Here is a 14,399-nt window from a genome sequence, read left to right on the forward strand (position 1 = left end):
TAGGCGCTTTGATGACGCAACGGATGCTGGAAGTACCGGGCTATCGCCTGCATAAACGACTCGGCAAGGGCGGAATGGCCGAGGTCTACCTCGCCACTCAGTTGTCGCTGGATCGCGAGGTCGCCATCAAGGTCCTGCTGCGCACCGAAGACGCGGCATTCACCGAGCGCTTCATACAGGAAGGCCACATCGTTGCCTCCCTTCGGCACCCCGCCATCATCACCATTCATGACATCGGCCTGATCGCCGACGGCCGCCACTACCTCGCCATGGAGTACATCGGTGGCGGCGATCTGGCGCAGCACCGTGGCATTGTCTTTTCACCATCCCGCGCGCTGGACATCGTCCGGCAGCTCGCCGGTGGCTTGGCCGTCGTGCACGATGGCGGCCTGGTGCACCGCGACGTAAAGCCGGCCAATATCCTGTTCCGAGACGACAGTAGCGTCGTGCTCACCGATTTTGGCGTCGCCAAGGCGGTGGAGCTGGATAACGAGCTCACGCACTTCGGCATCGCCGTTGGCAGCCCCGCCTACAGCAGCCCGGAACAAGCACAGTGCCAGTCTCTGGATGCGCGCAGTGACATTTACAGTCTCGGAGTCATCCTCGCGGAGATGCTTATCGGAACCAACCCGTTTCGTGCAGCAAGCTATCCACAAACGGTCCTCAACCACGTGCAGATGCCACCGCCCGAGCTGCCGCCAGCCCTGGCTCCTTATCAAGCGCTGCTGGACCGAATGCTGGCCAAGCAGCCGGATGAGCGCTTCAGAAATTGCCGCGAGCTGCTGGAGGCCATTGACACGCTCACCGAACCGGACATGGATCTGACTCGCATCGCGCCGGCAGTAGCCATCGGCAACCAACCTTCGCGCCGCCGGCGTGGCCTTCGCGTTGGCCGCTTGGGGGCCGTCAGTGCGGCGCTGCTAGTGATGGTGGCGATGGGTGCCGGGGGCTACCAATGGTTGCAGTTCAGCCGCATCAGCAACTTGCTCGAACAGGGGGCCTCAAGGCTAGCGGCTGGGCAACTGACCGCGCCCGCGTTTGATAATGCCGACTATTACTACCGTCAGGCATTGCGCCTGGATGCCGATAACACTCGAGCGCTTGAGGGGCTGCGACGTGTTCTCGATGCGCGCATCGCCGACGCCCTGGCCCTGGCTGCCCAACGTTTGGCCAGCGATCAGCTACTCGAGCCCGCCGAAGACAGCGCCGTACATTATTACCGCCAGGTACTGGGATGGCTGCCAGGCAACGAAGCCGCTCGCGAAGGACTGATCCAGGTTGGCGAGCGCTATGTTGCGTTAGCTGAAGCGGCCTATGGACGACGCGAGTTTGCGCTCGCATTGGAGTACATCCAGCAGGGTCTTGATGCTGTACCGGAACAGGCAACACTGCTCGCCCTTCGCGACGAGCACCCGAAGCGAGTCGCCAAGGCTCGTGCCCCCCGTGTCGCGGCACGCCCGGCTGTTAGCACCTCCCGCGCGCCGGCTAGCCCTGCTCAAACTGCCCAAGCGCCTGCCAATCCGGTCAAGCGTCTGTGGAACAGGATATTCGATCAGTAATCCAGCTCGGTCGTTACACCCGAACAACGATCAGCCTTCCCGCTCAAGGTATCGCATACATGCTCAGGATCCACTTCGTTGACAACCGTCAGAGCCCCGTCTGGCTTGCCGATGAACGCTTTACCCTTGGCTCGGACGCCAGCAATGATCTGGTGCTGCGCGACGCCGGGATAGCGCCCTTTCACGCCGAGCTGCGGCTGGACAATCGCCTCTACCACCTGACCGATCTCGGCGCGCCGGGCGGCACCTTCGTCAACGAAGAGAAAATCGGCGAGCGCTATCAGATTCGTTCGGGAGACCGAGTTCGCCTGGGTTCGCTCGAACTGGAAATCGTCGATCCAGCCAAGGTGGGTGCAAAGGTGGCAATGGCACCCCGTTGGCTGCTGCAGGTCATCAAAGGCGAAAACCAGGGCCACAAATATCACATCACCGGCTCCATGACTTTTGGTCGCTCCGTGAAGTGCGAGCTTTGCTTCAGCGACGCGGAACTGTCCCGCCGTCATGCCGAGTTCTATCTCAAAGGCGACAGTCTCGAAGTGAAGGATCTGGCATCGGCAAATGGGCTGCTCGTAAACCGGACCAAGGTGACGACCGCCGTATTGCAGCCAGGTGATCAGGTTCAGTTGTGCAGCACGACGCTGCTGGTGATCGGCCCGAAGGTTCACGCGCCTGAGCCTGTCGAAGAAGACGCTACCGTGTTCATGCGAGCAACGGACTTGCCAGCCACGGTGACGACCAAACCGGCCCGAACGCGCCCCGCCGCGCCCAATCCGTTACATGCTGCTGCATCTGCTCCTGCCGGTGCCGTCGCCCACTCCGTGGCCAGTCCGAAATCGAGGTGGCGAACCGGGCTGTTCATAGGCGCGCTGTTAGCGGCGGTCGCCGCCGGTCTCGTTGCGCAGGGATACATCTAGCCTGCCGGCGCTCGTACCCCTTGAGTAGCCTTACATCGCCTACAAAGGCGTCGCCGCCTTCAGAACGAACTGAAGGCGGCCGTTGCGGCAACCTCTCGACCTTCGTCGAACCCAGGCAACTACCCCGACACGGATAGCAACCCGGCGTTATTTCACTTGCCCGGCAAAACGCTGAATCTGCCCCGTGGGGCCCGAGACAATCAACAGGTCGCCAGGCAGGACCATGGTGCTAGGCGTCGCGTGCTGGAAATCGGTATTGGTGCGCTTGACGCCTACGACAGTAATTCCGTACTTGGTCCGTACTTCGGACTCTTCGAGCTTGCGATTGTGGGTAGCCGCCGGAGCATGAACCTTTGCCAGGGCGAAACCGTCATCCAGCTCGATGAAATCGATGAGTCGCCCGGTAACCATGTTCGCAACCCGAACGCCCATATCGGCTTCTGGATAAACCACATGGTGTGCGCCGATGCGTTGTGCGATCTGGCCGTGTTCCTGCGTCAATGCCTTCACCCAGATGTCCTTGATCCCAAGCTCGGTAAGGGCCATCAAGGTCATCAGGCTCGCAGCCACATCCGTTCCGATGCCCACAACCGCATGCGCGAAATCGGCCACGCCCAGTTGCCGGAGCACCATGGCGTTGGTGGCATCGGCCTGGACAGCATGCGTTAGCCGGTCCGCCCAGGCATGCACGGGATCGGACTCACGATCGATCCCCATTACGTCATGACCAAGGTGCACCAACGAGCGTGCTACTGATCCTCCGAAACGCCCCAGTCCGATGACTACGACGCTGTCGCCTTTCGAAAAGGCGTATTGCTCGGAAAACAACAATTTAGCCAACAATGGGATGCTCCTCTGGATAGCGATACGGCATGCGGTGTGCGCCCAATGCAAGTGAGACGGCGAGCGTGATGGTCCCGACCCGCCCGGTATACATGAGCAAACTGAGCATGAGCTGACTGGATTCCGGGAGGGCAGCCGTGATTCCGGTGGACAGGCCGACGGTCCCGAAGGCAGAAATGACCTCGAATATCACCTGGTCAGTGGGAAAGTCGGTCTCGCGCAGGATCACCAGGGTACCCAGCACCACCATTGCGCTCCCCAACACCATCACGGTGATCGCCTGTCGTTGCGACGCAGTGGTTATCCTTCTGCCGAATACCTCGCAATCGGGCCGGCCGCGCACTTCGGCTACGACCATCAGCACGAGAATCGCCATGGTGCCGATCTTCACGCCGCCTGCCGTACCCGCGCTACCGCCGCCAATGAACATCAAAAGATAGTGCAGTGCCCAACTCTCATGGGTTAGCGCTCCGATATCCAGCGCGTTGAAGCCGGCCGTCCTTGCCGAAACCGACATGAAAATAGCCGACAGCAGCTTGTCCACAAGGGCCATGGGGCCGAGCGTTCGTGGATTGGCCCATTCGAAAAAGACGAAAGACACGAAGCCGCCGAGCAGGAGGATCGCCGTGCCACTCAACGTCAGTTTCGTATGCAGTGACCAATGCCGCGAGTCAGTGAATCTGGTGCGCAGATCCTGCAGCACCGGAAATCCGATGCCACCGATGATGATGGCAATCATGACGGGCGTCAGGACAAATCCGTCAGTCGCAAAGCCCATGAGGCTGTCGGCGTGAATCGAGAATCCGGCGTTGTTGAATGCCGAAACCGCGTGGAAGAGTCCGCTCCACGCAGCGCCCGGCCAATCGACGTCGTAAGTGAGGTGGAACCGGAGCGTCAATAGGAGCGCGACAGCTGCTTCCACTACGAGCGTAACCACTAGCACCAACTTCGCGACGCTGGTGACATCACCGACACCCAGTGAGCGACTTTCGACCTGCGCGATCATTTTTGTGCGCAACCTAAACGACCGATTGACGAGCAGCCCCATAAGGGTTGCGACTGTCATCATGCCGAACCCGCCGAGCTGAAACAGAGCGAGGATTACCACCTGCCCGAGTGCCGTCCAGTACGTACCAGTGTCCACGACAACCAGTCCCGTTACACATACTGCGGACACCGCGGTGAAAAGTGCTGTGACCAATGGCGCCGAAAGCCCGTTACTGCTAGCGGCGGGAAGCATCAATAGAGCTGTTCCCAACAAGATTACGCCAGCAAAAATCAGGGCCACCACCCTGGCTGGATGCAGCGAAGACTTCATTCAATCGCCCTTACGATGCCGGAAATCGGTAAGCGGAATCCGCAAGGCGGCTACTTTACTCCCCAATCCCCGACAACAGTACGCTTAAAACAGGCCCGCTTCGGCTCGTCTGGGGATGGCCGCACCCGAGCATGTGAGCCCCAATACGGCGTTTGAAGCCAATGCCTCGCCTCTACGTTCTGAGCAAGCCGCACGCCCAACTGTCCTGAAGACCGGCATTGATTATGTGAGATAGCAGTCAGCCAACGCAGAGGCTCAATGGGAATCGGTGCTCGCCGTTAGCAACTGCGGAAGCCCGACGCAATATCGTTATGATATAACGTCAGCAAAGCAACGACGTTGCCTGCTCTGCTGCGCCGTCACCCGTTCCCATTAACGATCCCTCATAATGAAACCATCACTGCCAAACATCAGCCTGAGACACGCCTTGAGTCTCGGTAGCCTCGCCCTGTTCGTTACCAGCACCCATGCCCAGGACTCCACACAACTTCCGACGATGACGATACGAGCCGAGCAGATGAAGGACGCAGGTTCGTATGCGCCGAGCTCGATCTCGGTCGGTAGCAAGGTGGCGGTGTCGCCTCTGGAAGTACCGCAATCAGTCAGCGTGGTTACGCGCCAGCGCATCGAAGACCAGAACCTGATCACCCTCGGCGATGCACTGAACGAGGTCACTGGCGTCACCGTCTCACCGTGGGATTCGATGACCCATCAGTACCGCTCTCGTGGTTACGTCATGGACATGGCTTACGATGGCGTGCCCTTGTACGGCACCGGTGGACACCAGCAATTCGACCTCGCCATCTACGAGCGTGTCGAAGTGCTACGCGGCCCTGCCGCGCTGTTCATGGGCTCAGGCCAGGGTGGCGGCCTGGTCAATCTGGTGCGCAAGCGCGGGCTGGAGCAGTTCGGTGCATCGCTCACGACATCCGCCGGATCATGGGACAACTATCGGACCGAACTAGATGTCGGCGGGCCGTTGAGCGCTGACGGGCGTCTGCGCAGCCGCTTCGTTGGCAGCTGGCATGAACACGACTATTTCTGGGACGTCACGCATAAGGAAAAGTGGCTCGGCTACGGCACTCTCGACTACGACCTGACGCCCAACACTGTCATCTCGGTTTCCTTTACTCATCAGCAAGACCATACCGATTCCCCCAGCATGGGGCTGCCGGCGTATACAGATGGGCGCTTCCTCGAAGTATCGCGGTCAACGCATGTGTATCCGGACTGGAACATGATCGGTTTCGAGACCAGCGAAGTGGCCTTTGACCTGGAACACCGCCTGGCCAATGACTGGGTCGTGAAAAGCAAATTGCTAGAGCGTCGGCAGGATTGGTTCTACAAAGACAGCTTCCCCGCCGTTGGCGTCGATCCGCAGACAGGGCTGATCGGCCAGTACAACCGCCGTGCCAGTGATTCCGATATCGAACAGAGCGCGTTCGACATCTATACGTCCGGGCCATTCGAGTTGCTCTCCCGCACGCACGAGATGACCGTCGGCTACAACCGAAACCGACTCTTCGACAGTTCGCGTTACGGCAACGCCTCGCCGGTTTTCAATGTGCCGTTGGATAACCCCAGCCTGGTGCCTGAGCCTGCTACCACGTACACCAGCGGATACGAAAACGATACTCGGCAGCAAGGCGTCTATGGCCAGACACGACTGTCCATCAGCGATCCGCTGACACTGGTGCTCGGGGCAAGAGCCAGCAATTTCGAACGGAAATCGCGAAACGTCTCCCCCTCCACACCTACCCAATGGCGTACCGGCTCGAAAGAAACTGGCGAGTTCACCCCCTACGGCGGCCTCGTGTACTACCTCACGCCAAACATCACCAGTTACGTCAGCTACTCGGACATCTTCATCCCTCAGGGTCAGCTCACAGCGGCCGGCGGCACCCTGGAGCCCCGTGTCGGCTCGCAGTGGGAGGCCGGTTTGAAGGGGCAGTTCTTCGAGCAGAAGCTGAATGCTTCCCTGGCGGTTTACCGGACGCGGGATGAGAACCGAGTCATGCAGGACCAGAACAACCCAGGGTTCTTCCTGGCCGCAGGCGAAGTGGAAGTCGAAGGATGGGAGTTCGAGGTGTCCGGTCGGCCTACGCCTAACCTTAATCTTTCACTTGGATACGCCTACGTGAACAGCAAGTATCTGGAAGACCTGCGCAGCAAGGGCGGCAAGTTTTCGCTGTTCGAGCCCAAGCATTCTCTCAAGACGTTCGCAAAATATCAGTTCACCGAGGGTCCACTCGAACGCGCCTTTGTGGGTGGTGGCGTGCATATCAACAGCGGCGGCAACGGCAGCAGCGGGACGGACCTCCGCACTCAAAGCGGCTACGCCCTGTTCAACGCTCAGATTGGCTATCAGGTCGCGTCAAAGACATCAGTTGCCCTGCTGGGCAACAATCTGTTCGATCGGGAGTACTACGCGCGGGTTGGTGGCGTGAACACCTACAACACCTTCGGGGACCCTCGAAACTTCACCCTGATGCTGCGTACCGCGCTGTAGCGATAGGCGAACGATGACAGGGCTCCGGACCGACACCACTTCATGCGGGCGGTTGACGTCCATGTCGTAACGGATTGACCGGTCATCGCAAAGGAGTGCATGACGCCATCCGTTGCAGATACTCGCTACGCCAGCATCGTCGCAACAGCGGCGCTGGCGTAACGACCACTCCGTTCTTTTCAAGACCAGTTTCAGGTGGTCAGCGTTTCGAGGTTCAGGATCCGGAGAACCGTGTCCAACTGATTCATAGACAAAGGCTTGGCGTAGCCGCTGTAGGTGAAATGCGGGCGATCTGTGTTGTTGAATGCGAAGAACTCGTCATCGTCGCTGCTCACCGGCATCTGTTCAAGGTCATTGCCGACCTCATCCAGAGAACGATGGAGGTTGTCACGCAGCGCGCCGAGTCGATCGGTCGGCATGTCATTGATCCATGCCGCAAATCGTTGCTGATCGGTCGTCTCATTCAAATCCAGCCCTCGGCTGTTGGCGTAACGCTCTAGCAATGGCAGCACGCTATGCCCCTGCCCGCTCTGATCGGACAGCACCTGCGCAGCGGCTTCGCTGAAGCCCGAATGCGTCAGGAATTCGACAGTAGTTCCTGTCTGATAAATGTTGGCCTGCTTGACCTGGTCATACTTCATCTGGGCTCCGGTGCCGAGCAACACGATGCCTATACCCACCGGCCCCCATATGCTGCCTGTCCCCACTGCCGCCATCACACCGCCCACGCCGGTCGACGCGTAGATGGCTGCGCCGGCAGTGTCACCGCGATCCGCGGCCACCTTGGCGTTGTAGAAATCGAAAGCCGAGGTCAGCGTTCCAAGAATCTTAACCGGCATGCGGTTGCTGCCCCCGACCAGATTGTCCAGAGTGCCGCCCTTCTCGATCATGCCCGCGCCCATCAGCACTTCGGTGGTCTTCTGCGCCACACCTGCCGCATCCAGCGTCACCTTCAGGCCAGTCCATAGATTCGGATCGTTCTGGTAGTTCGCATGCGAGCTGAACATCACAGCCGTATTGCCCAGTACGCCGAGCAGCCGTAGCGCTTGACCGGTTGGCGTGTCGCGGTTGAAGGCACGAACGCCGTCGCGGGTCGTCGTGAGTTTTTCGAAGTCGGCATCCATCTTCTGCAGCCGCGCCTGCACTTCAGCGACGGTTTCGCCAGGCTGCGGCATGGCGTCTTTGACGACCTTGAGCGCTTTATCGAGGTCGCCTTCCGAGATGCCTATCAGGCGCCCAGTCGCTTCGGTACTGAAGTTGTCCAGCGCTCGCTTGACCTGCTCAACACTCTTTGGATTGGAGGGATCGAGTTGAGCCAACTCAGGCACCACAGTCCGGCGAATGATCTGCGTCGCGGTTTCCTCGACGAACTTGCGTCCGCGCTCGGTCAGTTTTCCGTACTGGCCCAGTAACCGCATACTGTTCGAATCGGTCAGCAGCTCCGGGTCGGAATCGAGCGCAATCCCCATTGCCGTAACCGATTCAGGAGTATCGAAATTCTCGATCAGCTTACGGGCGAAAGCCCGGTCGGCATCGCCTTCGATGGACCGCAGTCGTGTCTCCAGATCGCCCTCACCTTCGAACAACTCTGGATAGCGCGCTTCGATAACGCCCAGGTTGTCGATCAGTTCGCGGCCGTCCGTCGCCACCTGCGCCCGTAAGTCATCAGCTGTCTTCTTCCAGTCATCATTACCAACGATATAGCCATCAACGGCCCCAGCCAGCTGCTCGTCGGTCATGACCGAACCGCCGTTCTGCTCGAGCCAGTTCAGCTCAGCCAGGTGATCGCCATAGGCTTTGATGTCCTCACCCACACGATGTTGGTTCTGTTGAAGACCATCGAGAATTCCGCCCTCTGTCACCAAAGTGGGCAAATCGCCCTCGAACTGCCCGACCAGTGCCAGCGGGTAGTTCAGGCTTCCGCCACTGGCAAGGTAAGGCGCAAAGGCGTGCATGTGATAGAAGCCCATCGCACTTAGGCGATCGAGCGATCGACTGTCCGCCTGAGGATCGAGGCGGCCGGTGAACTGGAGCATGTACTGGGTGCCCAGCGCTTCGGTCCGCAAGGCGCCGTAATCGCTATAGATTGACTCGGCAAACTCGCTTTCCAGCTCGGGCAGGGCGGCCTTGGTGAGTTCGCTGGTCAGTTTTGGGGCTAGGCCGACGCTCATCTCATCCAGGCGGCGAAACATCTCTGCGGTTTTGAACACCTGTGAATCAAACGCGTCCTTGTGCTCTTCCGTCAGCGCGCTCGTGGCTTGGTCGGCCGCGTTCTGGATCACCGCCTTGGCATCCGACGAGCGCAGCATGGCCCGCTGAACCTCATCCGAGGCCGACTTGAAGCCATGGTCCAGACTGGTGAGCGCATCGAGCGGGTTTGTTTGGCCAAGCGCTGCGGCAACACGTTCGCGGGCCTGAGCCTCGACCTCGCTACCTGCATGGGATGATGCCTGCAACTCCACGTCCTGCATCTCAGCGCCCTTCTCGATAGCCATCTGAGCCGGGCCCGCATCGGTCCAGTCCTGGTCGAACAGCCGCTGCGCAGCTTTCTGTCTCGTATTTTCCGGCAATGCCCCAATGAACTCACCCACGTCGTTGGCAAGCGTGTCGATCTCGCTCTGATGATCGATTTCAGACGCATCAGCGTATTCGATCGCATTGCCACGGGCGTGGAGGTCGTCGATGAACTGCGCTTCGCCATCGGGTCGCCGGGCCAGCTCAGTGGGCGAAGGAGCAGGCAGAAACAGCACCTCACCACTCTCGATATGATCGATGTTCTCGATTTGCGGATTGACGTCGGCGACTTCAGGCACCGTCACACCATGACCTTTGGCGATATGAATCATGGTGTCACCAGGCTCGACCATGACCAACCGTTCCAGCGGCCGATGCCTGTTCATGCGAAGTCCGTCGGATGCCTCGGCGCGCTCGTTGACGGCGTGCTGCACGGCCTGCCGAAAACGCTCACGTTCGCGCTCAGCTTGGGCAGGAAGGTTGGGTCGCAAACGGCGAGAATCGAAATCGTCGATCAGTAGAGCCATAGGGTTTCCTCCAAATTGCTGACTGCGAACCAAGCGGTGATGCTGGGCTGATCAGCACACCTGGTGCGCTTCAGTTCATATGAGCAGCAACAGACCGTTCTGCCACTTGCCGAAATAGCGATCCAGTGCTGAAGCATCTGGAGTTGGGTTACCGGACTGATGGGCCGGAGATTGATTGCCGTAGCTCGGCTCGGCGAAGTACGCCGCACCGAACAAGACGGTCGATGGCAAAATTCGCGGCTGATACGGGCCACGTCGCGCGGATCAGAAGGTGCATCGGCTCGAACTTCACCCATGGCCAGACATGATCGGCCGGAGCGATGGGCACAAAAAGGACGCGGGTAAGGATGAACATGCGTTCACTCCTCGGGATGGCGATGCCAGACAACACGACTTCCATCCCGAAGCCGAAACAAGCTGAGGCGAAGCAGCCGTCCCGCCGCTCCTTCACGACTGTGCATCGCCACGATGACAGCGGTATTGCAGGCCGAGTCTCGCTCAGCCGCAATCAGCCCCATGCCGGAGATACGGGGCATGCTCCAATCGCATACCTGTGCACTTGCGTGCACGTTGCCTCAGAACTTGATCAACCGATCGAGCAACCAGGCCGCCGCGGGTCCCAATGGCCGCTGTCTCGACCAGACGGCATCGACAGCCGTCTGCTTGGGCCAGCCGTTCATGTCGAGTTCCTTGAGCCGGCCTGGCTCGTAAGCCTGGACCAGAGACCTCGGCAGAATGGCCCAGCCAAAGCCGAGCGCGGCCATTTCCATCAGCAGTACATGGTCCGGCGCCGTCCAGCATCGGGCGCTGACAAAGCCCATGTCGTCGTCGTTGTTGTCGTTGCCGACAACGGAACGTAAGCGCAGCCGTCGCCACTGAGCCAGTGCCTCGGTATCGACTGATTCAAGGGCGGCGAGATGATGATCGTGCCTCACAAAAATTCCGAAGATCGCACCGTGCGCCAAGCGTGCGTGGCCAATCGAAGCGTCATAGCCGGATTGCGCGGCAATCAGCCCGACGTGGGCACGCCCCTGGCTGACCAGATCAAGAACGTCCGCACCCTCGGCGATGAGGCACTCGAACTCCAGATCGGGATAGCGCTCGTCCAGCTCGCATAGCCGCTCCTCATGTTGGCCGTGCTGATAGGCATCTGACAGCGCAAGCGTAAGCCTCGCTTCCAGCCCACCGGCCAGCATCGCTGCATGGCGTTTCAGGCGCTCGCCTGCTGCCAGCACCTCTTCGGCATGGGCGAGCAGTGTTCCGCCTGCGTCGGTGAGCTTCAGCTGTCGAACTCCCCGCTCGAACAATTCGACGCCAAGGTCGATTTCCAGCCTTGCAATCGCTTCGCTGATAGTTGACTGACTCTTGCCAAGGCGCCTGGCTGCGGCACTGAACGAGCCGCAGCTCGCTGCATGAACGAAAGATTCAAGAGATTCAGGGGAAGGGTTCATATCGGTTCAGCCGATGGTAGCCAACTAGGTATTGAAGGTTTTAGCGATGAATATAGCTCCATCTCAGATCCCGATGCGAACTTGTCATGCAAACTTCTCTCACCGCCCGCAGCTTTACCGAACGTGCAGGCCATGCCGTTGCTTTCGAACTGATCGCTGTCGCCATCTGTGCGCCAGCACTCGCATGGGTAATGGACCGCCCGTTGGCTCACGTTGGTGCTCTGACGGCGATGTTTTCTGCCGTGGCCATGCTCTGGAACATGGCGTTCAATGCCCTCTTCGATCGAGCACAGGCAAGGATTGGCTTCGAGCGGCGCATTGGCATACGGATGCTTCACGCAGTGCTGTTCGAGCTGGGCCTTATCGTGTTGCTCGTGCCCTTGGCAGCGTGGTGGCTGGAGATCAGCCTGCTCGAGGCACTGCTGCTGGATATCGGTCTGATCCTGTTTTTCCTGCCGTACACCCTGGGCTTCAACTGGATTTACGACATCTTGCGAGAGCGATACGTACGACAAAATGCCCGCGCCGTGCGCGGGTAAGAAAAACGGTGCCTCGCCCGCTATTTTCCGAGCCGTGACAGAGGCCTCGCTTCAATCGCCCCCGCTGAGACTGTCGGCTGTGCGACGGCCCCACCTCTACTACCACGGCCGCCGCCACACGAAATCGCCGCTCAACGCTCCTTTCGAATTCATGAACGGCGAAGGGCCCGAGCGGAGCTACCTCATCACGGGTCAGGGCTTGGGCAGATAGCCCGGCAACGCCTCCAGCCGCTTCATCCAGCGGGCGACGTGGCTGTATGGCGTTAGATCCACATCCCCCTCCGGCGCCAGCACCACGTAGGGGTAGACCGCGCAATCGGCGATGGTCGGTCGGGCGATCGCCAGCCAGTCGTGGCGTTGCAAATGATCGTCCAGCAGCTTGAGCACCGCCGGTGCCTTCGCCAGCGCCGCGACCTTGTCCAGCGGGTAGCCGAACTTCTGCACCAGCCGCGCCGCATTCAGGCTCTGCTGGATCTCGTTTGCGGTGAAGGACAGCCACTGCACGATCTCCGCCTGCCCGCGCGGATTGTCCGGCCACCACGCCAGGCCGCCGTAGGTCCCTGCGAGGTAGACCAGAATGGCCTGCGAGTCGCGGACGATATGCCCGCCATCGTCCAGAATCGGCAACTGCCCCAGCGGGTTCAGCTCGGACAGCGGCGGCTTCTTGTGCGCGCCATTGGCGAAATCCACGGCTACCAGTTCAAGGTCGATATTTGCCAGCGCAGCGAACAGCCGCACCTTGTAGCAGTTGCCGGATGGACCCAGGTCGTACAGTTTCATTGCGCACCTCCTCTGATGAGCTGATTGAATTCCAGAACGTTGCCGTCCGGGTCGCGGATGAACAGCGCGATCCGGCGCGGGCCGATGGGATGCGGCCCCTCGGTGATGACGATGCCCTGCGCCTCGAGCCAGTGCTGGAGCGCCGCGAGGTCATCGACGATAAAGGCCGGATGGGTCATGCCGGGCCGCTTGACCGGCGCATCCAGCAGCACGTTGTGCGCATCAGGTGCACGTGCGCCGTTGAAGATCAGGTTGATGCGCACGCCATCCGGGCTGAGCATTTCGTTCGCCTCGAACAGCGGAAAGCTCGCGCTCTCGACGAAGCCAAGCGCCTGGTAGAAGGCCATCGCGCGCGGCCGGTCGCTGACACGAATGCCGATGTGGTCATAGGCGAGAATGCGGGCGGGATTGGCTGTTTGATTCATGTGCGAAACTCCAAGAGACCTCAGTCCCTGTAGTGTCAGCCGCCTAGCGGGTTTCACCTATGCCGCGGGCCTGACAACATCTATGCAGCAATCGCACAAATCCCGGGGTGGCAATGGACAAGCTCAAGGCAATGGCCAACTTCGTTCGCATCGTCGACAACGGCAGCCTGAGTTCTGCCGCCGATACCACCGGGCAATCCGTGGCGTCGGTGGTGCGCTCACTGGCCGCGCTGGAACGCCACCTCGGCGTGCGCCTGCTTAACCGCAGCACCCGGCGCATGGCGCTGACCGACGAGGGCGCGGAATACCTGGCCTGGAGCCGGCGCATGCTGGCGGACTTCGCCGACATGGAGCAGCGCCTGGAGGCTAGCGACGGCGCCGTCCGAGGCCTGCTGCGCATCACCGCACCGGTGGAGTTCGGCCAGCGTTACGTCGCGCCGCTGGTGAACGAATTTCTCAAGGAACATGCCGAGATCCGGGTAGAGCTGAACCTGAGCGACCAGATCGTCCCGCTGCTCGACGAACGCCTCGACCTCGCCCTGCGCATCGGCCACCTGCCCGACTCGGCCATGGTCGCCCGACAGATCGGCAGCACCCGGCTGGTCACCTGTGCCAGCCCCGACTACCTGAGCACCGCCCCCGCCATCGACATCCCGGCAGCACTGGAGGACCACGCCTGCATTCTCTTCGCCGCCCAGGGCCGCCACTGGTACTACCGCCACGGCGAAAAGGAACAGGCCGAAGAAATCACCCCACGCATGACCTGCAACCAGATCCGCGCCGCCAGCATGGCCTGCGCGCAAGGCCTGGGCATCACGCGGTTGATGCACTATCAGGTCGCCGATGAACTGGCTGATGGTCGCCTGGTAAGGGTGCTTAAGGATTACGAACCGAAGGATCTGCCGATCCAACTCGTCTACCCGCACGCCTTGCAGCTATCGCCAAGGGTGCGGGCATTTGTGGAGTGGGCTTGTCCGAGGTTGGAGAGGGTTATGCCGGCGCCGGATGAGGGATAAGGGC

General features: G+C 60.3%; 13 protein-coding genes. 5 read left to right on the forward strand and 8 right to left on the reverse strand.

Annotation, left to right across the window (positions count from 1 at the left end; genetic code table 11):
* The first annotated feature begins 11 nt into the window (after positions 1-11).
* The gene (locus EA797_RS08815) at positions 12-1,559 is read left to right on the forward strand and encodes a serine/threonine-protein kinase (RefSeq protein ID WP_122164852.1); all 1,548 of its coding nucleotides are present in this window, start codon (positions 12-14) and stop codon (positions 1,557-1,559) included.
* A 59-nt stretch (positions 1,560-1,618) separates the two neighbouring features.
* Complete coding sequence (locus EA797_RS08820) at positions 1,619-2,473, forward strand: FHA domain-containing protein (RefSeq protein WP_122164853.1); 855 nt, start codon at positions 1,619-1,621, stop codon at positions 2,471-2,473.
* A 147-nt stretch (positions 2,474-2,620) separates the two neighbouring features.
* Here the strand turns inward: EA797_RS08820 and EA797_RS08825 are convergent, their stop codons facing one another.
* Together EA797_RS08825 and EA797_RS08830 are read right to left on the reverse strand one after the other, a co-directional pair.
* Positions 2,621-3,316, reverse strand: coding sequence for a potassium channel family protein (locus EA797_RS08825; RefSeq protein WP_208644429.1), 696 nt, complete (start codon positions 3,314-3,316; stop codon positions 2,621-2,623).
* The gene (locus EA797_RS08830) at positions 3,306-4,634 is read right to left on the reverse strand and encodes a TrkH family potassium uptake protein (RefSeq protein WP_122164854.1); all 1,329 of its coding nucleotides are present in this window, start codon (positions 4,632-4,634) and stop codon (positions 3,306-3,308) included. Before EA797_RS08830 ends, EA797_RS08825 begins: the two co-directional genes overlap by 11 nt.
* A gap of 388 nt (positions 4,635-5,022) precedes the next feature.
* Here EA797_RS08830 and EA797_RS08835 point away from each other — a divergent pair, with 388 nt between their 5' ends.
* Positions 5,023-7,143: a TonB-dependent siderophore receptor gene (locus EA797_RS08835; protein ID WP_122164855.1), complete on the forward strand. Its 2,121-nt coding sequence runs from the start codon at positions 5,023-5,025 to the stop codon at positions 7,141-7,143.
* Positions 7,144-7,334: 191 nt separating this feature from the next.
* Here EA797_RS08835 and EA797_RS08840 read toward each other — a convergent pair whose 3' ends face one another.
* From EA797_RS08840 to EA797_RS08850, 4 genes are all read right to left on the reverse strand, one after another.
* Positions 7,335-10,184, reverse strand: coding sequence for a LysM peptidoglycan-binding domain-containing protein (locus tag EA797_RS08840; RefSeq protein WP_122164856.1), 2,850 nt, complete (start codon positions 10,182-10,184; stop codon positions 7,335-7,337).
* Between the two features lie 75 nt (positions 10,185-10,259).
* On the reverse strand, positions 10,260-10,415 hold the full coding sequence (locus tag EA797_RS21805) for a hypothetical protein (protein WP_167468793.1): 156 nt from the start codon (positions 10,413-10,415) through the stop codon (positions 10,260-10,262).
* Positions 10,416-10,543: 128 nt separating this feature from the next.
* Positions 10,544-10,720 carry a hypothetical protein gene (locus EA797_RS21810; RefSeq protein ID WP_167468794.1) on the reverse strand — a complete coding sequence of 59 codons (177 nt, stop codon included), beginning with the start codon at positions 10,718-10,720 and terminating at the stop codon, positions 10,544-10,546.
* Between the two features lie 39 nt (positions 10,721-10,759).
* The gene (locus tag EA797_RS08850) at positions 10,760-11,635 is read right to left on the reverse strand and encodes a LysR family transcriptional regulator (RefSeq protein WP_122164858.1); all 876 of its coding nucleotides are present in this window, start codon (positions 11,633-11,635) and stop codon (positions 10,760-10,762) included.
* A gap of 86 nt (positions 11,636-11,721) precedes the next feature.
* Between EA797_RS08850 and EA797_RS08855 the strand changes: the two genes are divergently transcribed.
* Positions 11,722-12,174, forward strand: coding sequence for a multidrug/biocide efflux PACE transporter (locus EA797_RS08855; RefSeq protein ID WP_122164859.1), 453 nt, complete (start codon positions 11,722-11,724; stop codon positions 12,172-12,174).
* A gap of 192 nt (positions 12,175-12,366) precedes the next feature.
* Here EA797_RS08855 and EA797_RS08860 read toward each other — a convergent pair whose 3' ends face one another.
* Positions 12,367-12,954: a glutathione S-transferase family protein gene (locus tag EA797_RS08860; RefSeq protein WP_122164860.1), complete on the reverse strand. Its 588-nt coding sequence runs from the start codon at positions 12,952-12,954 to the stop codon at positions 12,367-12,369.
* Positions 12,951-13,379, reverse strand: coding sequence for a VOC family protein (locus EA797_RS08865; RefSeq protein ID WP_122164861.1), 429 nt, complete (start codon positions 13,377-13,379; stop codon positions 12,951-12,953). Before EA797_RS08865 ends, EA797_RS08860 begins: the two co-directional genes overlap by 4 nt.
* A 113-nt stretch (positions 13,380-13,492) precedes the next feature.
* Between EA797_RS08865 and EA797_RS08870 the strand changes: the two genes are divergently transcribed.
* Positions 13,493-14,395: a LysR family transcriptional regulator gene (locus EA797_RS08870; RefSeq protein ID WP_122164862.1), complete on the forward strand. Its 903-nt coding sequence runs from the start codon at positions 13,493-13,495 to the stop codon at positions 14,393-14,395.
* Positions 14,396-14,399: the final 4 nt, after the last annotated feature.

Source organism: Stutzerimonas zhaodongensis, assembly GCF_003696365.1.
GTDB classification, from domain to species: domain Bacteria; phylum Pseudomonadota; class Gammaproteobacteria; order Pseudomonadales; family Pseudomonadaceae; genus Stutzerimonas; species Stutzerimonas zhaodongensis.

Excerpts from the sequence above, each read along its gene's own strand:
- EA797_RS08870 (WP_122164862.1), top strand. The coding sequence starts at position 13,493 with ATGGACAAGCTCAAGGCAATGGCCAACTTCGTTCGCATCGTCGACAAC.
- EA797_RS08820 (WP_122164853.1), top strand. The coding sequence starts at position 1,619 with ATGCTCAGGATCCACTTCGTTGACAACCGTCAGAGCCCCGTCTGGCTT.
- EA797_RS08830 (WP_122164854.1), bottom strand. The coding sequence starts at position 4,634 with ATGAAGTCTTCGCTGCATCCAGCCAGGGTGGTGGCCCTGATTTTTGCT.
- EA797_RS08865 (WP_122164861.1), bottom strand. The coding sequence starts at position 13,379 with ATGAATCAAACAGCCAATCCCGCCCGCATTCTCGCCTATGACCACATC.
- EA797_RS08855 (WP_122164859.1), top strand. The coding sequence starts at position 11,722 with ATGCAAACTTCTCTCACCGCCCGCAGCTTTACCGAACGTGCAGGCCAT.
- EA797_RS08815 (WP_122164852.1), top strand. The coding sequence starts at position 12 with ATGACGCAACGGATGCTGGAAGTACCGGGCTATCGCCTGCATAAACGA.
- EA797_RS08860 (WP_122164860.1), bottom strand. The coding sequence starts at position 12,954 with ATGAAACTGTACGACCTGGGTCCATCCGGCAACTGCTACAAGGTGCGG.
- EA797_RS08850 (WP_122164858.1), bottom strand. The coding sequence starts at position 11,635 with ATGAACCCTTCCCCTGAATCTCTTGAATCTTTCGTTCATGCAGCGAGC.
- EA797_RS08840 (WP_122164856.1), bottom strand. The coding sequence starts at position 10,184 with ATGGCTCTACTGATCGACGATTTCGATTCTCGCCGTTTGCGACCCAAC.
- EA797_RS08835 (WP_122164855.1), top strand. The coding sequence starts at position 5,023 with ATGAAACCATCACTGCCAAACATCAGCCTGAGACACGCCTTGAGTCTC.
- EA797_RS21810 (WP_167468794.1), bottom strand. The coding sequence starts at position 10,720 with ATGCCCCGTATCTCCGGCATGGGGCTGATTGCGGCTGAGCGAGACTCG.